Annotated in this window: 19 protein-coding genes and 1 pseudogene; 13 read left to right on the forward strand and 7 right to left on the reverse strand. The window is 59.5% G+C overall.

Translation table 11 applies throughout. The features are described from left to right. The first annotated feature begins 1 nt into the window (after position 1). From EJ067_RS01230 to EJ067_RS01245, 4 genes are all read left to right on the forward strand, one after another. Complete coding sequence (locus EJ067_RS01230) at positions 2 to 310, forward strand: hypothetical protein (protein ID WP_126084299.1); 309 nt, start codon at positions 2 to 4, stop codon at positions 308 to 310. Between the two features lie 131 nt (positions 311 to 441). Beyond that, positions 442 to 2,010 carry an ATP-binding protein gene (locus EJ067_RS01235; protein ID WP_126084300.1) on the forward strand — a complete coding sequence of 523 codons (1,569 nt, stop codon included), beginning with the start codon at positions 442 to 444 and terminating at the stop codon, positions 2,008 to 2,010. Next, positions 2,007 to 2,372 carry a response regulator gene (locus EJ067_RS01240; protein ID WP_126084301.1) on the forward strand — a complete coding sequence of 122 codons (366 nt, stop codon included), beginning with the start codon at positions 2,007 to 2,009 and terminating at the stop codon, positions 2,370 to 2,372. Before EJ067_RS01235 ends, EJ067_RS01240 begins: the two co-directional genes overlap by 4 nt. Positions 2,373 to 2,385: 13 nt before the next feature. Then, positions 2,386 to 3,534, forward strand: coding sequence for a response regulator (locus tag EJ067_RS01245; protein ID WP_126084302.1), 1,149 nt, complete (start codon positions 2,386 to 2,388; stop codon positions 3,532 to 3,534). A gap of 308 nt (positions 3,535 to 3,842) precedes the next feature. Here the strand turns inward: EJ067_RS01245 and EJ067_RS01250 are convergent, their stop codons facing one another. Next, entirely contained in the window at positions 3,843 to 4,091 is a 249-nt protein-coding gene (locus EJ067_RS01250; protein WP_126084303.1) for a hypothetical protein, read from the reverse strand. 526 nt (positions 4,092 to 4,617) lie between these two features. Here EJ067_RS01250 and EJ067_RS01255 point away from each other — a divergent pair. The 3 genes and pseudogenes from EJ067_RS01255 to EJ067_RS01265 form a co-directional block, all read left to right on the forward strand. Continuing rightward, positions 4,618 to 4,905, forward strand: a pseudogene (locus EJ067_RS01255) (Rieske 2Fe-2S domain-containing protein); the annotation flags it as partial. 17 nt (positions 4,906 to 4,922) lie between these two features. Next, the gene (locus tag EJ067_RS01260) at positions 4,923 to 6,233 is read left to right on the forward strand and encodes a cytochrome b N-terminal domain-containing protein (RefSeq protein ID WP_126084305.1); all 1,311 of its coding nucleotides are present in this window, start codon (positions 4,923 to 4,925) and stop codon (positions 6,231 to 6,233) included. A gap of 14 nt (positions 6,234 to 6,247) precedes the next feature. Beyond that, complete coding sequence (locus EJ067_RS01265) at positions 6,248 to 7,801, forward strand: mechanosensitive ion channel family protein (protein WP_126084306.1); 1,554 nt, start codon at positions 6,248 to 6,250, stop codon at positions 7,799 to 7,801. A 65-nt stretch (positions 7,802 to 7,866) separates the two neighbouring features. On the opposite strand, the gene EJ067_RS35010 is transcribed toward EJ067_RS01265, so the two are convergent. Continuing rightward, positions 7,867 to 8,367: an ATP-binding protein gene (locus EJ067_RS35010; protein ID WP_245468129.1), complete on the reverse strand. Its 501-nt coding sequence runs from the start codon at positions 8,365 to 8,367 to the stop codon at positions 7,867 to 7,869. 830 nt (positions 8,368 to 9,197) lie between these two features. On the opposite strand from EJ067_RS35010, the gene EJ067_RS01275 reads away from it, so the two are divergent. From EJ067_RS01275 to EJ067_RS01300, 6 genes are all read left to right on the forward strand, one after another. After that, positions 9,198 to 9,956 (forward strand): SDR family oxidoreductase, encoded by a 759-nt coding sequence (locus tag EJ067_RS01275; RefSeq protein ID WP_126084308.1) that lies wholly within the window; start codon positions 9,198 to 9,200, stop codon positions 9,954 to 9,956. Positions 9,957 to 10,456: 500 nt separating this feature from the next. After that, a complete protein-coding gene (locus EJ067_RS01280; RefSeq protein ID WP_245468380.1) occupies positions 10,457 to 11,278 on the forward strand; it encodes an alpha/beta hydrolase in 822 nt (273 codons plus the stop codon). 92 nt (positions 11,279 to 11,370) lie between these two features. Then, positions 11,371 to 11,787, forward strand: a complete 417-nt coding sequence (locus tag EJ067_RS01285; RefSeq protein ID WP_126084309.1) for a cupin domain-containing protein — start codon at positions 11,371 to 11,373, stop codon at positions 11,785 to 11,787. Between the two features lie 44 nt (positions 11,788 to 11,831). After that, the gene (locus tag EJ067_RS01290; protein ID WP_126084310.1) at positions 11,832 to 12,269 is read left to right on the forward strand and encodes a CBS domain-containing protein; all 438 of its coding nucleotides are present in this window, start codon (positions 11,832 to 11,834) and stop codon (positions 12,267 to 12,269) included. A 72-nt stretch (positions 12,270 to 12,341) separates the two neighbouring features. Beyond that, entirely contained in the window at positions 12,342 to 12,800 is a 459-nt protein-coding gene (locus tag EJ067_RS01295) for a carboxymuconolactone decarboxylase family protein (RefSeq protein ID WP_126084311.1), read from the forward strand. Positions 12,801 to 12,853: 53 nt separating this feature from the next. Then, positions 12,854 to 13,501: a hypothetical protein gene (locus tag EJ067_RS01300; RefSeq protein ID WP_126084312.1), complete on the forward strand. Its 648-nt coding sequence runs from the start codon at positions 12,854 to 12,856 to the stop codon at positions 13,499 to 13,501. Positions 13,502 to 13,572: 71 nt separating this feature from the next. Here EJ067_RS01300 and EJ067_RS01305 read toward each other — a convergent pair whose 3' ends face one another. The 5 genes from EJ067_RS01305 to EJ067_RS01325 all read right to left on the reverse strand — a co-directional run bounded on the left by EJ067_RS01305 (position 13,573) and on the right by EJ067_RS01325 (position 19,089). Next, positions 13,573 to 14,271 (reverse strand): response regulator transcription factor, encoded by a 699-nt coding sequence (locus EJ067_RS01305; RefSeq protein ID WP_126084313.1) that lies wholly within the window; start codon positions 14,269 to 14,271, stop codon positions 13,573 to 13,575. Beyond that, on the reverse strand, positions 14,261 to 14,650 hold the full coding sequence (locus tag EJ067_RS01310) for a response regulator (protein WP_126084314.1): 390 nt from the start codon (positions 14,648 to 14,650) through the stop codon (positions 14,261 to 14,263). The genes EJ067_RS01305 and EJ067_RS01310 overlap by 11 nt, the downstream gene beginning before the upstream one ends. Before the next feature lie 2 nt (positions 14,651 to 14,652). Further along, entirely contained in the window at positions 14,653 to 15,294 is a 642-nt protein-coding gene (locus EJ067_RS01315) for a response regulator (protein WP_126084315.1), read from the reverse strand. Continuing rightward, the gene (locus tag EJ067_RS01320) at positions 15,291 to 18,095 is read right to left on the reverse strand and encodes an MASE1 domain-containing protein (RefSeq protein ID WP_126084316.1); all 2,805 of its coding nucleotides are present in this window, start codon (positions 18,093 to 18,095) and stop codon (positions 15,291 to 15,293) included. Before EJ067_RS01320 ends, EJ067_RS01315 begins: the two co-directional genes overlap by 4 nt. Before the next feature lie 622 nt (positions 18,096 to 18,717). Next, positions 18,718 to 19,089, reverse strand: a complete 372-nt coding sequence (locus EJ067_RS01325; RefSeq protein ID WP_126084317.1) for an SPW repeat protein — start codon at positions 19,087 to 19,089, stop codon at positions 18,718 to 18,720. Positions 19,090 to 19,199: the final 110 nt, after the last annotated feature.

The raw sequence follows: 19,199 nt of genomic DNA on the forward strand, positions 1-19,199 counted from the left end.
GGTGAACTCACTGGTCGAACAGGTCGCGCTCGCCGCCAGGGCGACGCTCGGGGCGATCCGCGACCGGGTTGTCGATGCGGTCGGAGCGCGTCGGGTCCTTCAGGTGGGCGGGCTGGTCGCTGCACTTGGCTTCGGTACGACCTTGGCGTTTGCCTCGCAAACGCTGGCCCTTTGCGGTTTCATGCTGGTTGGTTTCGGCGCCGCAAACATTATCCCGCTGATGTTCAAGGCCGCTGGCATGCAGACGTTGATGCCCGCCAATATGGCGGTCGCCGCTGTTACCACACACTTTCCTATGGAGGCTATTTGATTGGACCGGCACTGATTGGGCTCATAGCACATCTCTTGGACCTACGCTCTGAGGAGGCGCGCAAGGTTCAGCTTGATGAAATCATACCGTCGGCTGATAGACTCGAGCGGCTGACAAACCAGCTGGTCAACATGGCCGAAGCCGACATGGTGGCGGCCATCGAAACGACCGAGGGTGCGTACGGCACGTCCAGACTGATCGTGGTTTCGTTTGCCGTGGGCAGTATCCTGCTGGCGTTGGGGCTCGGTTACATCATCTCCTGGTCGTTGATCGAACCGGTCAAGAAGATCGAGACGCGTCTCAGCCAGATAGCGGCCGGCGACTTCGCCCAACGGGTTGCCGTCGCCAATCGCGACGAACTTGGAGTGCTCGCCGCTAACGTCAACCAGACCTCCGACCAGCTGGGGCGACTGTATCAAGAGGTGCAGGCGCGCACGGCCGAGCTTGCACGCTCGGTCGGCGAACTGGAGGCGCTCGGGGAAGTCAGCAAGGCGGTCAATTCGACGCTCGATCTCGACACGGTGCTGAAAACGATCGTCGCCAAAGCGGTCCAGTTGTCGGAGACGGATGCTGGCACCATTTACGTGTTCAGCAGCACCCGGCAGCAATTCCGTCCGCGCGCAAACTTCGGTATGAGCGATGAGCTTATAGCCGCAGTCTCACACCAGACGATCGGGCTGGCCGACATGGGGATCGGCGACGCACCCGGGCGGTGCATGCCGGTGCAGTTTCCCGACCTCAGCGAGGAGACCTCATCCTTCCGTGTAAGAAAGACGATCGTCGAAGCCGGATATCGCGGTATCCTGATCGTTCCGCTGCTGAGGCCCAACAAGATCGTCGGCGCACTGGTCGTCAGGCGCCACAAGCCAGGTGCCTTCCATGAGCAGGTTGTTCACCTGCTGGAGACCTTCGCAGCCCAATCGGTGCTCGCGATCCAGAATGCCAAGCTGTTCCGCGAGATCGAGGAGAAAGGCCGGGAGTTGGAGACAGCTAGCCGCCACAAGTCCCAGTTCCTCGCGAATATGAGCCATGAGCTCAGGACACCGCTCAATTCGGTCTTGGGCTTCACAGAACTGCTGGTCGACGGCATCTACGGGGAACTCCCGGACAAGGCAAAGACGACCGTCGCGCGCGTGCAGGCAAACGGCCGTCACCTCCTAGGGCTCATCAACGACGTACTCGACCTTTCCAAGATCGAAGCCGGCCAGCTCACGCTGGCGATCGAGGACTACTCCGTCGCGCAGATTGTTCGATCGACAGTTACCGCTGTCGAGCCGCTGGCACGAGCGAAGGGCCTTGAGCTTTCAACGACTGTTGCCGAGAACCTTCCAATCGGCCACGGGGACGAACGCCGTTTGACGCAGGTCCTGCTCAATCTTGCAGGCAACGCCGTCAAGTTCACCGAAAAGGGTGCGGTCGACATTCTTGCCGATGCGGTCGACGGGCACTTCGAGATCACCGTCCGAGACACCGGTCCCGGCATCGCGTCCAAGGACCAGGCTCTCATCTTCGAAGAATTCCAGCAGGTCGATAACAGCAGCACCAGGCAAAAGGGTGGCACAGGTCTTGGCCTGGCGATCTCGAAGCGCATCGTCGAGATGCATGGCGGAACCATAGATGTCGAGTCCGTGATCGGGTCAGGGTCGACATTCCGTCTGAAGGTACCAATCCGGGTGAATGAGGACGTGAGGGCCGCATGAGCAAACGAATCCTGATGGTAGAAGACACCGAGGACAACCGCCAGATCATCCGCGATCTCATCGTTACCACCGAATACGAACTGATCGAGGCGGCGGACGGCGCCGCCGGCATCGCTGCAGCCCGAGCGCACAGGCCAGACCTGATCCTTATGGACATTCAGCTCCCGGTGATCGACGGGTATGAAGCGGCACGCCGCATCAAGGCCGACCCAGCGCTCCGGCACATTCCGATTATCGCCGTCACCTCCTACGCGTTGTCGGGCGACGAGGCGAAAGCCCTTGCTGCTGGGTGCGATGGTTACATTGCCAAGCCATTCAGTCCGCGCCAACTGCTTTCCGAGATTCGCGGGTTCCTTTCTTGAGGGAGGCAGCACCTTGCACGATCCGCCTCGCATTCTCGCGGTTGACGATACTCCGGAAAACCTCGAGATCCTGCGCATGCGCCTCGAGGCGAATGGCTACGAAGTAGCAACAGCCGCCGATGGTGAAGAGGGGCTTGCGAAAGCCCGCGAATTCACGCCGGATCTGATCCTGCTCGACATCATGATGCCAAAGCTCGACGGCATTGCCGTGGTGCGCCTGCTCAAGCGGGACAGCTCCCTGCAGGCGATTCCGGTCATCCTCGTCACCGCGAAGGCCGACACGCGCGATGTGGTCGAGGGGCTCGATGCCGGCGGCGACGATTATCTGACGAAGCCCTTCGAGCACCAGGCGCTGTTGGCGCGGGTGCGTTCGATGCTGCGCCAGAAGGCGCTTCACGACACTGTCGCGGGCCAGGCCAAACGCCTTGAGGACCAAGCAGCGCAACTTTCCGACTGGAACCAGTCGCTCGAGAAAACCGTGGCTGAGCAGGTGACGGAGCTTGAGCGCATGGCGCGGCTCAGGCGGTTCCTGCCCGAGCAGGTCGCAGATATCATCATTGCGGCGGGAAATGATGACGCGCTTCTGCAAAGTCACCGTCGGGAGGTGACGGTCGTTTTCTGCGATCTGCGCGGCTTTACAGCCTTCGCCGAGACCGCCGAGCCCGAAGAAGTCATGACGGTCCTTGCCGAGTATCATTCTTGCCTCGGTGAACAGATCGTCCGCCACGAGGGAACTCTTGAGCGGTTCGTGGGCGACGGTATCGTTGTGGTTTTCAACGATCCACTGCCATGCGCCGACCACAGCGAGAGAGCTGTCTCAATGGCTGCCGCAATGCGCGACGCGATTGACGAGCATTCAGAGCGATGGCGCAAGCGGGACTATTTGCTTGGCTTTGGGATCGGCATTGCCAGAGGCCACGCAACCATCGGGCGCATCGGTTTTGATCAGCGCTCGGACTATGCCGTCATCGGCACTGTGTCGAACCATGCCGCCCGTTTATGCGAGGAGGCCAAATCGCGCCAGATTCTTGTTAGCCAACGGGTCGTCGGAGCTGTCGAGTCGCTGGTCGAATCCGTTCCTGTTGGCGAGCTGACGCTGAAGGGCTTTCGCCGCCCGATGCCTGCCTATGAAATCGTGCGGTGGATCGGTCGGCCAAGCTAGCGTTAGACGCACTACGGTCTCTTCGAACGATACGGCCCAACCGTCGGCACACCAGCCATGGACCGATCTCGAAATCGCCGCAACGAGGGGAAAGCGGTCGTTCCGCCAGTAACAACCCAATGGCAGCCTATGGCGCAACCGAGCCTTCCCGCCTGTTCACTCGGATGTCTGCTTTTGGGATGCAGTTACGACCTCTCAACACGACCGAGACGGGCGCATTGCTGACCGGCGGATTTGGGGCCGAAAACAGGCAGGTTCCGGGCGCGAATTCCTCTTAACGCGGACGCTCGGCACGTCGCTTCAAGAACTTAGGATCGATCGCCAAACTTGCTGCGCTGCGAGCGTCTCTTGCGCCACAATTCATGAATCAGCCACCCCAAATACCGGAGGCGACGCCTCAGATGTTGGCCAGCGTAACCTGCATCGCGATAGTCCGTAATGAGATTTTCGATACTCGCACGCGTGGGCACCGCTTCAGCTTCGAGACCCTTACGCTGCAACTTCTTGACGGTGCTCGCTCTCGAGTAATGCGAGCCGCCGATGACCACAATTTTCATATCGGCTTTTCCCGTGAGCAATAAAGTCCTGAAGGCTAAGACGGCGTTCGGCTTTTATTGTCCAATCGACACCGCACGAGCATGGCCTTTCACCCGTTGGAAGCGAGTGCCTAAACGGAGGACGGCTACGACGCCGATGGGCAGGCATTCCTATGCCGAGGCATGAATTGGAATGAACAATTGTTTGTTTGATTGTCGCGCGCATTACGCCAGACATGAGGAAATATCGGCTGGGACTATCCGGCCCCCTGTCACAATGCATGGCGTGCTCGCTATCCGGCCAGCCCTTCGCTCTGGAATCATCAGCGAAAGTATTGAACGCACATGCCCTTGGCATGATGGCGCACATCCGCCCAAGGCCGGCATGGTTCACTACCTGGAAACTCGAATGGCGACCATTGCGGCGTCACTTGCTCGATAGCTGCCGGCGCAATGGAACAGTTTTCAGCAACAGGAGCCCGCATCCATGACCGAACCTACCGAAGTCAAACGCGATCCCGTCCACCACGCGTTGCTCGCCTCGGCCCCGATTGTCGTGCGCAACCGCACCGAAGCAGAGCGGGAGGACAGCGAGGCGCCCAATTTGGCCGACCTCAAGGACCTGATTGCTCGCAACGCCTATCTGCCGGCTGATGCGCCGGCGACCGATGCCAACCGCATCACCCGAGAAGGAAGCATGGATTGTGGCTGGCTCTGTCCGTGCCACGGGTCGCAATACGACACCGCCGGCCGCATCCGAAAAGAACCGATACCTGAGGACATGGCGGTGCGGGTGTTCCAATTCATTGCCGACACCAAGATTCGCATCGGCTAGAGCAGACGAACATTAAGATGCGTGAGGGACCCTCAACCTACAAGCCAACGACCGGTATAGAACGCTGGTTCGACGCCCGCCTACCGCTGCCGCGGTTGGTGCATAGCTCCTTCATCGTCTATCCCGTCCCCCGCAACCTGAATTACGCTTATACGTTCGGCGGCATTCTCACGATCATGCTGGTATCGCAGATATTGACCGGCATCGTGCTGGCCATGCACTACGCGGCCGACACCACCCTCGCCTTCGATTCAGTCGAAAAGATCGTGCGCGATGTCAACTCGGGCTGGCTGCTGAGATCGCTGCATTCGAATGGCGCCTCGTTCTTCTTCATCGCAGTTTACATCCACATCTGCCGCGGGCTCTATTATGGTTCGTATAAATCACCGCGACAGCTTCTGTGGGTGCTCGGCTGTACCAACTTGCTGGTGATGATGGCGACGGCCTTCATTGGCTACGTGCTGCCCTGGGGCCAGATGAGTTACTGGGGCGCCACTGTCATCACTGGCTTCTTCGGCGCCATTCCCCTGGTCGGCGACTGGATCCAGCAATTGCTGCTAGGCGGCTACGCAGTGGGCAAGCCAACGCTGAACCGCTTCTTTGCGTTGCATTATCTGCTACCGTTTTTGCTGATGGGCGTGGTGACATTGCACATCTGGGCACTTCACGTAGTCGGCCAGAACAATCCTACCGGCATTGAGGTGAAATCAAAGACAGACGTTGTGGACTTCACGCCGTATGCTACCGTAAAGGACGCGTTCGGTATTATCGTGTCCCTGTTCTTTTTCTCCTATTTCGTCTTCTATATTCCAAATTTTCTCGGCCATCCCGACAACTACACGGTCGCAAATCCGCTGAAGACGCCTGCTCACATCGTGCCGGAATGGTACTTCCTGCCGTTCTACGCAATCCTGCGCGCCATAACCTTCAACGTCGGCCCGATCAATTCCAAACTCGGTGGGATGCTCGCGATGTTCAGCTCAATCGCCGTTCTATTCTTGGTGCCGTGGCTCGACACTTCAAAGGTGCGATCGGCGGCCTACAGGCCCTGGTACAGGTTCTTCTTCTGGTTGTTCGTGGTCAACGCCCTCTTTCTCGGCTGGCTCGGCTCGCAGCCTGCGGAAGGTGTCTACGTCACGATGTCCCAAATGGCGACCCTCGCCTATTTCGCGTTCTTCGTCGTCGCCATGCCGCTGCTCGGATACCTCGAGACGCCGCGGTGCCTGCCCAACTCGATAACAGAAGCAGTCCTGGAGAGGAATAAGGCAGCGTCAACTCCCAGCGCTCCGCGAGATAACGACCACCACCCCCATCCAGATCCGAAATAGGTGGGCTACCTGCGATGGCCGACGCGGCTGCAGTCATGAGCTGGTGGAATTCCCCCCTTCTCTACATCGTGCTGGTTGGCCTTGCCGGCATTGTCGTGTGGCATCTGATTCCGAGGCGGCTGGCTAACGCACGGCTGGTCATTCAGATCGCCTTCTTCCTTGTTATGTCGCTCCTGCTCCTGGACGGCGCTGTCGTTCCCTACGAGCCAGCACGGGGTGATCTGGCAACACCTGAAGCGGTCCTGATCGGATCGGCCAAAGTACTATGGTGGCTTCATTTCGCCTGGGCATTGATCGGCTTTGTCCGCATCTTCCTTGTCTTCGAGGGAAAGCCGCGTGAGGCACGCCTTCTGCAGGAGCTCGTCGTCGGCGTCGTCTACATTAGTACGTTGCTGTCGATCCTCGCTTTCGTCTTCGCCATTCCCGTTGGGACGCTGATCGCCACATCGGGCGTCTTTGCCATAATGCTGGGCTTGGCGCTTCAGAATACGCTGAGCGACCTTTTCTCAGGCGTCGCACTAACGCTTGGTCGCCCCTATGTGCTCGGCGATTGGATCGTACTCAGCGACGGTACCGAAGGTCGTGTTGTCGAGACAAATTGGCGGTCGACCCACCTGCTCACTTGGGCCCACAACATAGTCGTACTCCCGAACGGTTTCCTGGCCAAACTTGGCTTGACCAACGTGAGCAGCCCTGACGAAAAACACGGGCTTTCGCTCTCTTTCAGACTGGCGCCGACGAAGATGCCTGCGATCGTTGTAGATGTGATGCGCACGGCCTTGCTCAGTTGCGACTCCATTCTGAAGGAACCGCCGCCAGTGGTTGCAATCAAGAGCCTGGATGCAAGGGCAATCGAGGTCGAGTTGCTCTTCCATGTTGCAGATGTCCATCGACGTGTTCAGGCGAGGAATGAAATCATCGATCTCGTTTATCGCCATGTGAAATCCACAGGGTTGCTACTGGCCGAGCCCTCTTCTTCGATCTCGATGTCCGCTCTGTCGACCGGCCAGACGGCTCTTCCCCCGCGCGTCACCCCTATCGGACTTATCAGAGCCATACCGATATTCTCGGCGCTGACAGAGGATGAGCAGCAGACCCTTGCGGCAACGGTCTCCGTGCGCATCTATCGCAAGGGCGACATCATCGCACGACAGGGAGAGATGCTACCATCTCTCATGATCGTCGAGACCGGGGTCATCGTTCGACAACGCGAGGACCACGCTCGCCTCGAGGAAATCGGGCACTTGGCGCCCGGCGATTTCTTCGGAGAAACCGGCTTGCTCGCCGGCTTAGGCGAGAAGTCGACGTTACGGGCAATGAGCCACGTCGTGGTCTACGAGATAGACCAGGCAACCTTCGCTCCGTTGCTGCACGAGAGGCCCGAAATGGCCGAGGATTTGGCGGCTATCCTGGCAACCGGAATGTCGACATTGGACGAAAACGACAAACCTGGAGAGCAGCACGCAAACTCGAGCTCTGCCCTGCTCAAAGCCATTGAGACGGTCTTTCGCAGCGTTCCATACAGACGTGTCCGAGCAGCCGGCGTGCACAAGGACAGAGAGGCATGACCCTTCTACGAACCGACGTGGCAGGGATCAAACCCCGCCATTCCCTGACCTTGCCGGCGCAGGGCCTACCCTCCTATCGGCGTTGCTACATGCCTATTTGATAAAGGCGAGATCCTCCCCTGGGACACTCTCGGGAAGGTTCGCGTTGTTCGCCCTGTGAAGGCGACGAGACGAAACTCCTGCAGCCGAATAGACGCCGCCGAAATTCCGCAGAGCATAGCGAGCTTTTCGGCATACAGGAGAGCCGCAGGCAATCGCAAGATCACCGTAGTGCCTGACCCGAGTGCGCTGTCGATTTCGACGGTTCCGTCGTGCTGTTCGGCGAAGTGCTTCACCATCGGCAGGCCAATACCACCCAGCCCAGAGCACTTGGTGGTGAAGAAAGGATCAAAGGCACGGGCCATGGTCTCGTGTGTCATGCCGATACCGTTGTCTGCGACCCGGACCTCGACAAACGAGGCGCGGCCGTGACCCGCCATTGCCGTGTCTATCAAGATCGAGCCGCCGTCAGGCATAGCGTCACGCGCGTTGAACACGAGATTGAGAATCGCATTCTGCAATCCCATGCGATCGCATCTCGCGGCAGGTAAACCCGATCCGATGCGGACCTCGAGCCGGACGTGCGCCCCCCATGCGCTTCGGATAAGAGCCTCGACCTCAGTCAGACAGATGCTCAACTCTGTATGTTCCATGTCTAGAGGTGCTTCGGTGGCTCCGCCGATCGTCTCCCGGACGAGCGCGCCGGCATGTTGCAGCGCCATCCTGGCACTGGCGATCACAGGCGCAAGGGCCGGAGCCATTGAGACACTGGGATCCCGTGCAACCCGGTTCAACGCGGATGACGCAACCTGGATGAAATTGCCCAGGTCATGAACGATGCCGGCTGTAGGCTGCTCCGTATGTCGGGAGCGCACGGCAATGCCCGCGCCCCCGCCTTGGCCATCGTCGCCGACTGTGCCTCGTGTCCCTTCTGAGTGTGACAATTGACGTCCTCTCCGATCGTTGGGCGGCCTAGCGGCCCCTCTGCTCATCGAAAACGCTATGTGCGCGTACCACGCGCAGTCGATTGGATCGAAGGTGAGGCCGACGCCTCCAGTCGGCTAGAGAGGCCCGCCATGCGGTTACCGAGCATCGGTTCGTTGTATGCACAAGGGTCGACTATGTATTCCGACGGCCTGGTCCACCCATGCACTTGCAGCTGCCGTGCGTCACATCCCGATTATGATCCCCCGCCAATGGACGCACCGGTCCTAGACTTTCGCATCGCACGACAAATGCCTCAGTTCGATAGTTTGGCAGGCGGCACCGTCGCATTGTCTACAGCGAAGACGGAGTGATGTGTCGGCCTGGTGGCCGCTCAACCCAATCCGTGGAATTCGAACCAGGAGGATCGACCATGAAAATCGTGGTTATCGGCGGCACCGGGCTGATCGGCTCGAAGACAGTTGAGCGACTGCGCAAGAAGGGCCATGACGTGCTCGCGGCGTCACCCAACGGTGGCGTCAATACCATTACCGGCGAGGGCTTAGCCGAAGCGCTCGCGGGAGCGCAAGTCGTCGTCGACCTGGCGAACTCGCCGTCCTTCGAGGACAAGGCCGTTCTGGATTTCTTCGAGACCTCCGGCCGGAACCTGCTCGCCGCAGGAAAAGTGGCCGGCGTGAAGCATCACATCGCGCTTTCGATCGTAGGCGTCGAGCGTCTACCTGACAGCGGCTATATGCGTGCCAAGATGGCCCAGGAAAGGCTGATCCGAAACTCCGGCATCCCCTATACCATCATCCACTCGACGCAGTTTTTCGAGTTCCTGAGCCTCATCGCACAGTCGGGAACGGTCGGCGACATCGCAACGATTCCCTACGCCTATTTTCAGCCGATCGCATCAGACGACGTCTCGGATTTCGTAGCTGAGGTTGCGATTTCGCCGCCGGCTAACGGCGTGATCGAGATCGCGGGTCCGGAGCCAATGCGCATGAGTGACCTTGTCGCGCGGTTTCTCAAGGCCAGCAACGATCCGCGCAGGGTAACCGGAGATCCCCACGCACGGTACTTCGGCGCCGAACTGGACGACCGGTCGCTTGTGCCGAGCCACCACCCCCGTATCGGCGCAACGAGTTTCGAAAATTGGTTCAGCCAGTCGCCGCCCCAGCGGAACTGACCGGGACCGGCGCGCTGCTACATGGCGAGCGGACGTCAGCCGTGAGAGCAACTGCCCTTCCCCTTTTTTTCGCGGCCGCAAACAACAAGACGAGAGAAGTAACTGAAATGAAATACCATGTAAAAGAGCGCGAAATCGCAAATGGTTCGACCTGCTTCTACGTCTACAACGACGAGAATTACGTTGCCGGCCCGTGGACGGAAGCCTGGCAAGCCACCCATTTCATCGGAACTCTGACCGAGGGCCGATACATGGCCAATGCCCAAAGAACGGCTGTCATGCGCGGCCGCAGAAGCGACGGCAAGTTAGTTTTGCGCGAAGTGCAGGAACATCGCGATGCCGGCGAGATCGATGACGGTTTGGGTGGTTGGGCGTCGCGCCGCGATGTCTTGTTGGGCGCCATTGCCGCAACCGCTGCGGTCGGCCTGTCACGAGTCGCGGCCGCGCAAGCGGAAACGAAGCAAAACCTTCCCTCTTCCCTCTCAAGCCAAGGAGCAACGATGAGCACGATCACCACCAAGGACGGCACGCAAATCTACTACAAGGACTGGGGCACAGGCCCGGTCGTCACCTTCTCTCACGGCTGGCCGCTGAATGCCGACGCCTGGGATGGCCAGATGCTCTTTCTCGCGCAGAACGGTTTTCGCGTTGTTGCACACGACCGGCGCGGGCACGGCCGGTCGAGCCAGGCTTCCTCGGGCAACGACATGAATGGCTATGCCGATGATCTTGCTGCTGTTATCGAAGCGCTAGACCTCAAGGACGCCACGTTAGTGGGTCACTCCACTGGCGGCGGCGAGGTCGCCCGCTACATCGGACGGCACGGAACCGGCCGGGTTGCCAAAGCGGTTCTCATTGCTGCCGTTCCACCGATCATGCTGAAGACCGAGGCAAACCCTGAAGGACTGCCGATGGAAGTCTTCGACGGTATCCGTGCCGGCGTCGCTGGCGATCGGTCTCAATACTACAAGGACCTGGCGCTCGCCTTCTACGGCGCCAACCGGCCGGGCGCGAAGGTCTCGCAGGGCACGTTGGACCAGTTCTGGCTGTGGAGCATGCAGGCCGGCGCGAAGAACGCCTACGAGAGCGTCAAGGCATTCTCAGAGACCGACTTCACCGAAGACCTCAAGAAATTCGATGTCCCGACGCTAGTCCTGCACGGGGAAGACGATCAGATCGTGCCGGTCAAGGACTCGGCGCGGAAGTCGGCAAAGCTGATCAAGGGCGCCAGGGAAATCTACTATCCGGGCGCGCCGCACGGCATCACCGCCACGCATCAGGACCAGGTCAACGCGGAGCTGCTCGCCTTCATCAGGTCATAGGCTCGCGCCACGTCCCCCAGCGAGAGCCCGATCGCCGGTCGCCCTCCCCGGCCGGCGATCACCCATCCCACCAGCAAACCGGAGCCAAGACAATGATCAAGACCATCTTATGCACCGCTGCTATCGCAACCAGTCTCGCCACGGGATCGGCGCTAGCCGGTCAATCCCACGGCGACAAGGCGACACTGATCTACGACCACCCGGTGCCCAATGTGCCAGGCAAGAGCATGCGCGCCGTGCTCGTCGAATACGAACCCGGCGGCACATCCGCGGGACATACCCATCCGAAATCCGCGTTCATCTTCGCGACGGTCCTCGAAGGCGCCATCCGCAGCCAGGTCAACGACGGGCCGGTCACGACATATCGCGCCGGCGAAAGCTTTTCCGAATTTCCGGGCGACCGCCACGGCGTCAGCGAAAATGCCAGTGCCACCCAACCCGCCAAGCTTCTGGCCGTGTTCGTCGTCGACACCACCGAGACCGAGCTGACCACCTACATCGGCGACTAAGCCCGAGCATCAAACGATGAGTCTGAACCCGGAGGACGGCAGCAATGCTTATCGACAGACTGCATGCCTTGACTTCGTCGCGCCTCGCCGTGGTCGACGTCAATGCCACTGTGCAAGCGGCCGCCCTCTCGCTTTCCAGGCCCGGCATCGGCCTTGTCGTGGTCTGCAATGGCAACGGTGCCGCCGAAGGCGTGCTGAGCAAATCTGACCTCGTGCGCCATCTTGTCAATTCGGCGTCGTCAGTGCCGCCAGTTTCAGCCCTGATGAGCAGACAAATCGTGTCGTGCACACCTGAGGATGATCTTCATGAGGTGTGGCAGACCATGGCCGCCACCAACCTGCAGAACATGCCCGTAGTCGACATAGGCGCCAAGCCAATCGGAATTCTCGACATACGCGACGCGATGAAAGTCCTGTTCGAGCGGGAAGAGATCCAAGAGCAGATACTGTCCGACTACGTTGCCGGTGTCGGCTATCGCTAACAGCGATCGTCAACCGTCGGCGCCCGACGAAACAGAAAATCAAACCTTCAATCGACACCATGGAGTCAACACATGACCAAGCGTCTGAATTTCCTGGCCCGCAAGAACGGCGGCATCGAGGGTCTCGTAGCCGTCGAGAGCTGGCTTGCCACCAGCTTCGACCCAAAACTGCTCGAGCTCATCAAGTTGCGGGTGTCGCAAATGAACGGCTGCGCACATTGCCTGCACATGCATCGGCAAGACGCCATCAAGCTGGGCGAGACCGACGACCGGCTGCTACTGCTCGACGCTTGGCGCGAGTCTGCCCTCTACACGGAACGCGAACGGGCCGCCCTCGCCTGGGCGGAAGCCCTCACCCGGATCTCTGAAACCCATGCGCCGGACGCTGTCTACGATGAAGCCCGGAAGGCCTTCTCCGAAGATGAACTCGTCGCGCTTTCGATTGGCGTCGCCACGATCAACGCATGGAACAGGCTGGCAATCGGCTTTCGCCTGCAGCATCCCGCGGATCGCATGCGCGCCGCCGCGTGAACCGGCGGTGACAAAGCGAACCCTATCAGATGCGCTCAGGACACAAATTTGAGATGAACGAAATCACCAGTCGGATGCTTGCAGGGGTCTCGGTACCCGATACGCCGCTCGTGCAGCAGGCGCTTGAGTATGCGCGCAGAGAATGCGAAGCCTATTTATTCAATCACGTCGTCCGCTCCTGGTTGTTTGCGGCCCGGCTTGGACAGCTCCGCAACATCGATCACGACGCGGAGGTCGTCGCGGTCGGCACCTTGTTGCATGACATCACGTTGAACGAGCGTTTTGAGGGTCCGCGCCGTTTCGAAGTCGAAGGTGCGGATTTGGCCAGGGCCTTCTCCCGACAAGGCGGGGTTGACGAGCGCCGGGCACAGCTCATCTGGGACAGCGTGGCCCTCAACTCGACCCCGTCGATCGGCCTCTACAAGGAGGCGGAGGTGGCCCTTTGTACTGCCGGCGTCTGTCTGGATGTCGTCGGACTCAACTACGACACGATCCCCGCGGCGGAAATTGCCAGGATTGTCGGTGAATTCCCTAGGCTCGAGATGAAGCGTCGCATGACACGCTGCTTCTGTCGTATCGCCCAGACGCACCCGGAAACGACCTATGACAACTTCGCCCGGGACTTTGGCGAACGCTTCGTGCCCGGCTACCGGGCTCCTTCTTCGGTCGACATCGTGTCGAACGCTCCCTTTGAGGAATAAGCACGGGCTCCGGCTTGTACCGGCGACGAGTTCCTCTTCGAGCACTGACATCCCGCCAATGGCACAGGGCATTAAGTCGAGGACGTGGCCGCAGCCGCATCGCGCATCACAGGCGGCAATGTTTCCCAAGCCCGAATGAGCTCGCCGACTGACGCCACCTCCATCTTGCGCATCACATTGCCGCGGTGGAGCTTGACAGTGACCTCGCTGATCCCGAGGTCGAACGCGATCTGTTTATTCACTCTACCCTGCGCGACTTCGCGCAGGACTTCGCGTTCGCGCGGTGTCAGCGTCTCAAACCGTTCGACATTGCGCTTGACGATCCCTGCAGCGGCCCGTCGAGTGGCGTCCATCGCGATCCCCGCCGTAACAGCGTCAAGCAGAGTTTGATCACGCGCCGGCTTTGTGAGAAAGTCGATCGCGCCTGCCTTCATCGCCTGGACAGTCATCGGAATATCGCCATGCCCGGTCAGAAAAATGATCGGCTTGGAGTTACCGCTTTTTGCCAGACGATTCTGCAGGTCGAGACCACTCGCTCCCGGCATGCGGACGTCAAGGATCAAGCAGCCAGGCCCGTCCAATACGTCGGCGTCGAGAAGCTCGCGGGTCGAGGCAAAGCAGATCGACTCGAAGCCCGCCGATAGGATCAACTCGGACAGCGCTTCACGAACAGACGCATCATCATCGACAATGATGACTCGCGGCTGCTCCCCTTCTTGCTGCTTCGATAGCGGTGCCGATCTCCGCAGGAGCGGCTGCTCACTTGTCATGATCATCCTCCATTTTTTGATTGCGCAAAGCGTCGCCGACCGCCGTAAGCAGGGCTTTGGCATCGAAGGGCTTGCGGAAAAATCCGCTAACGCCCTGCGCCTGGTCCTGATCGGCTATCTCGTGGCGGCCCGTGATCAGGAACACCGGCAGCTCCGGGCGCACCTTCTTCACAAGTTTGCGAAGTTCAAAGCCGTCAACGCCAGGCATCCCGATGTCGGTGATAAGCACGCTCACGCTCGACAGGCCGCTGGCAAGCAAAGACCGACCCGACGAGAAGGTGCGAGCAGTATATCCAGCCGACTCTAGAAGGTCCTCCACCGATTCGAGCAGTCTTGGATCATCATCGACGATCGCTACGATGGGTCTTGGCTTTTTCACTCTCAGCCCTCTCTCGCCCTGCGCGAGTGGGTAATCGGTATCTTCAATTTCTCAGCGATGCGTACGAGGTCGGCGAGTGACGCCGCTGCCATTTTCTGCATGACATTCCTTCTATGGATTTCCAGGGTAACTTCGCTGATTCCCAATTCAGCGGCGGCTTGTTTGTTGAGCAGACCGCTCACAACAAGCGCCAGCACTTCGCGTTCGCGCGGCGTCAGGTCGAGATAACGTTGGTTTAGCGCTTTAAGGTCGGCGCGTTCGGATCGTTGGTCTTGGTCCTGTGCGATCGCAGCATGGATTGCGGCCATCAGCTCCGAGTCGCTGAACGGCTTCGTCAAGAAATCCACTGCGCCGTGCTTGATCGCCCTTACAGATGACGGGATGTCGCCGTGGCCCGTCACGAAAACGATCGGCGGATGATTGCCTTCCGCTATCTGTCTTTGCAGATCAAGGCCATTGATATCAGGCAGCTCAACGTCGAGGATGAGGCAGGCGGGAACATCTGGCTTTTCGGTGCTGATGTATTCCCCCGCCGATCTAAATGTCTTGGTGCCTATTCCGTGCGAGGACAGAAGCTCGCTGAGCGCCTCGCGGACCCGTGCATCGTCATCGACGATGTAGACAATATGGCTCTCAGTCGTCATGCCGCCGCTTTCGCTTCGATCGGCAGGGTAAAGATGAATTTTGCGCCGTGCGGTTCGTTCTTTTCTACCCACAACCGGCCACCGTGTGATTGTATGATCGATCTGCAGATCGCCAGTCCCATTCCCAAGCCTTCGTCTTTGGTTGTGAAGAACGGGTCGAATATCTTGTCAGGGAACTGCACACCTGCACCGCGATCGCTGACCTCCACCTGGATGGCGTCTCCGGTCCGGCGCACGCGCAGGCCAAGAACTCTGGATTCCGGGGCGGAAGCCATTGCTTCCGCGCCGTTGCGCATCAAATTGATCACCACCTGCAGAATCTGCACGCGGTCGATCCCCACGAGTGGAAGGCCGCGCTCGACATCCGTTTCAATGCGAATGCGAAGTCGCGCCGTCTCCTCGGCCATGAGATCCAGAGCTTCGCCCACGATGCTATCCAGCGCCGTCGAGCTTCGAGCTTCCGTGGACTGCTTGAACAGCGCGCGAGTGCGGCCAACAACATCAGCAGCGGAGTTAGCGTCACGGATAATGCGTTCGGCCGTGATCTTCGCGCGCTCAAGATTTGGCGGATCCGCGGACAACCAACGATGGCACGCATGTGAGTTGGCGACGATCGCCGCCAAGGGTTGGTTCACTTCGTGGGCGATAGACGCCGAGATTTCGGCAAGGCTCGCCGCCTGACTTGCTCGCGCAAGACGTTCTTGCGCCACGCGGAGCGCATCTTCTACACGCAATTGAGCCGCTTCCGCACGCTTTCGTTCAGTCAAGTCGAGGATGTATGCCACCCCTTGCCTTTCGGTGTCCTCGAAACAGGCGGCCCCAATCAGAACAGGCACCCGACTGCCATCATTCCTGAAGAACTCTTTCTCGCGGGCTTCCATTTTGCCCGTGCGCGCTATCTCTTCAGCTTCCTCGCGGGCATGCCATTCCGGAGGCGTCATCACCAACCAATCAAGGCCGGATTTCAAATCGTCGCGGTCGTATTGGACCATGCGCAGGAACGCGTCGTTGGCGTCGAGCAGCATTCCATCAAGATCCCAAAAAATGATCCCGATGATATCTGAGTCGATTAGCTGCCGAATCCTGGCGTCTCGCTCCTCAATGTCTCTGTAAAGGCGCACCTCATCGTCTATGTCGATGGCGGCCGTGTACCATTGGATGATCGTGCCGTGTTGATCCCGCAGTGGCTCCCCGCGGCTTTTCATCCAGCGATACACGCCATCCGCACGGCGCAGGCGATATCTGATGGAGAAGGGCTCGCCCGTGAGAAAACCGCGGCGAGCAATTTCACTTAGCTTTTCTACATCATCAGGGTGAACCGCAGCTTTGATCCAGGCGAAAAGGCGGCTCGCGCCTGGCTTGTCAGTATCCGCTACGTCGAAGCCGAGGTAATCTACTAACTGCTTGTTGAAGAAGGTCAGTTCGCCGTCGGGCTTCTGGCGTCCGATCATGGCCGGAACCATGTTCACGAGGTGCGAAAGTTCCCGCTCTCGGTCGCGCAATCCCTCCAGGGCACGCATCTCATCGTCGATATCCAGGGAAACGCCGTACCATTCTGCAACCGCTCCGTCCTCGTCACGCCGAGGTTCCACCCGGCATTCCGCCCACCGGTAGTTGCCGTCCTTCTCGCGCCAACGAAATCGCATCGTCGAGGCGTTGCCGGTTGCGAAGCAGTTCCGCAGAGTCCGCTGCACCTCGGGAGCATCCTCCGGATGCGTCAGTTCCTGCACCAATGTCTCGATAGGTGGGGATTGGGGAAGATCGAAGGTTGGGATAACGGCGTGGAAATGGTCCTGATATCGCTTGTTGAAGTACAATGGCTGGCCCGTTGACGTCGCGCTCCACACGCGGACTGGGAGTGCATCGATCATCCGCTGAAGTTGGCGCTCGCGTTCGCCCAACGTGCGCAGCGCCACCTGGTGCTGCCTGGATATCGCGGCAACGATGAGCGCCGAGAATGCCGAAATGGCCAGAAACAACTGCAGCATGACGTGTTTTTGCTTCAGCGTTTCGGGGTCGCCGGCAAATTGGCTGGCGCCGGATATTGTGAAGACCGCCGTAATCAGCGCGAGAAGGACCAAGGCCACGGCGGCGCCCTTGAACTCAAAACGCACCGCGGCCCAAAGAAGAGGCGGCATGATTATGTAGGCAAAGGGCAGGTAAGCGCTGAGTGAAAGAATTGCGACACCAAGAAAGATCAGCCCTAGGATGCAGAGCTCTATCCAACGCGCCCTTGAGACCAGAGCGATGTCACGCCAGTTGTGGAATACGACGAGCGCCAGCGGCGCCACGATCAGGACCCCTGTTGCGTCGCCGATCCAGAATAACGGCCATGCCGCCGTGAAGGTTTGCGATTGCATACCAAACCACGCAAGAGTGGCGCTTCCGACGGTCGCGCTTGCGACAGGCGCGATTCCGGCGGCCAATACCACGAATGCGAGAACTTCCTGTAGCGTCTCCAGCCGGACCGGTCGCCTGCAGGTAAGACTCACGAGCCATGCCCCTAACATGGCTTCAAGAGCGTTGCCGGCGAAGATCAGGAACGCCGCAGGCAGCGGACTGTGGAACCACAGGAAGTTGCTGAACAGTTCGGCCAGACAGCCTGTCGCTATCCACCATGGCCAGCTGGGCCGGGAGGCGAAGACCAGCGTGGCGATGAAAAGTCCGCTCGGCGGCCAAATGGAAATGCCTGTTCCAGGCACGATCGCGAGCAACTGAGCGAATCCGCAGCCCAGGACATATGCGGCAAAAAACAGCCCCAGGTGCGCGAATTGAGGACGATGCGACCAGACGTGCATCATTGGCTGCTCCTCCAGAACAGTCAAAGCATGGGGACCGTCAGTGCTGGGTATCGCACTGGTGCTTGGTGTCTGGATCTGGCCTGGCGAGCTCACGCCCTCACCATAGTCCCAACATACCCCGGCCGCACCTCATGGAAATCCATGAGCAGAGACGAACCAAGTGGCGGGCCCCTTGCGAAGATCCCTGATTAGGTACCCGAAGCGACCCGAGCGAACGTAGCCCACTCTCTGTTGCCGGGTGCCCGAACTCCCATGCTCTTTCACAAATAGAGTGCATACCTTTCCGCGTCCGACCAAAGCTCTGGTGGCGGACATCTCGGACATCTCGTTCTCCGGATTGCTCGCACAGTGGCGGACTCCAAAACGCGCATGGCCCTTGTCAATATACTCGGTAGAAGCGCTGCGGGTCGATTAGGTCCCGGGGTAGCTCGCTTCGTCCGATCGTCTAGGATTCCTGATACTTCGGTAGCAGGACGTTGTTTTCTCGAATCCTGAACGCGCGGCTCGCTAGGCAGGCATTAGAGCTGGCTGGCTTCCTGCCCATTGTTTTCGGCCCATCGCTCCCGAGGACGGCCGCAGCGATTCCGCGAGTCCGTCCCCGGCGGTCAGGCTTTGACCGTATTTACCTGCGGGCTTCGGACTTGGCGCTCGAGGGCACCGCGGACTTGCGACTTGCCGCAAGCTGCATGACAGCGATCGTCGCAACGCAAAGCCCGATCACGACGTGCGTCCACATCGGCCCCTGCGCCGACCCGAAGCCGAGCAGAAATGGAGCGATCGCTGCCCAGCACCCCAACGTGAGATTGGACCATTCGGTCCAAGCCCCATAGCGAGAAAGCGCCACAGCCGAACAGCATACAATCAGGGTGCCCGTGATCCCTGCGTTCCAAGCCGCGAGGGGCAGCCCGGCGAATTTGATGGCGGCGCAGGCCAGGCATGCTCCGAGAATGAGGTTGGTCCATTCCAACCCTTTGCTTGGTACTTCACTTATCATATTCTTCTCCTTTGATTTCATAAGGCGGCCTGCCCATTCGAAATTACTTATATCGAGGCAGGTTTGAGGAGAATGATACAGTCTGATGCACTAGACTATTCTACGCTGGC

This window comes from Mesorhizobium sp. M1D.F.Ca.ET.043.01.1.1, assembly GCF_003952385.1.
Classification (GTDB): Bacteria; Pseudomonadota; Alphaproteobacteria; order Rhizobiales; family Rhizobiaceae; genus Mesorhizobium.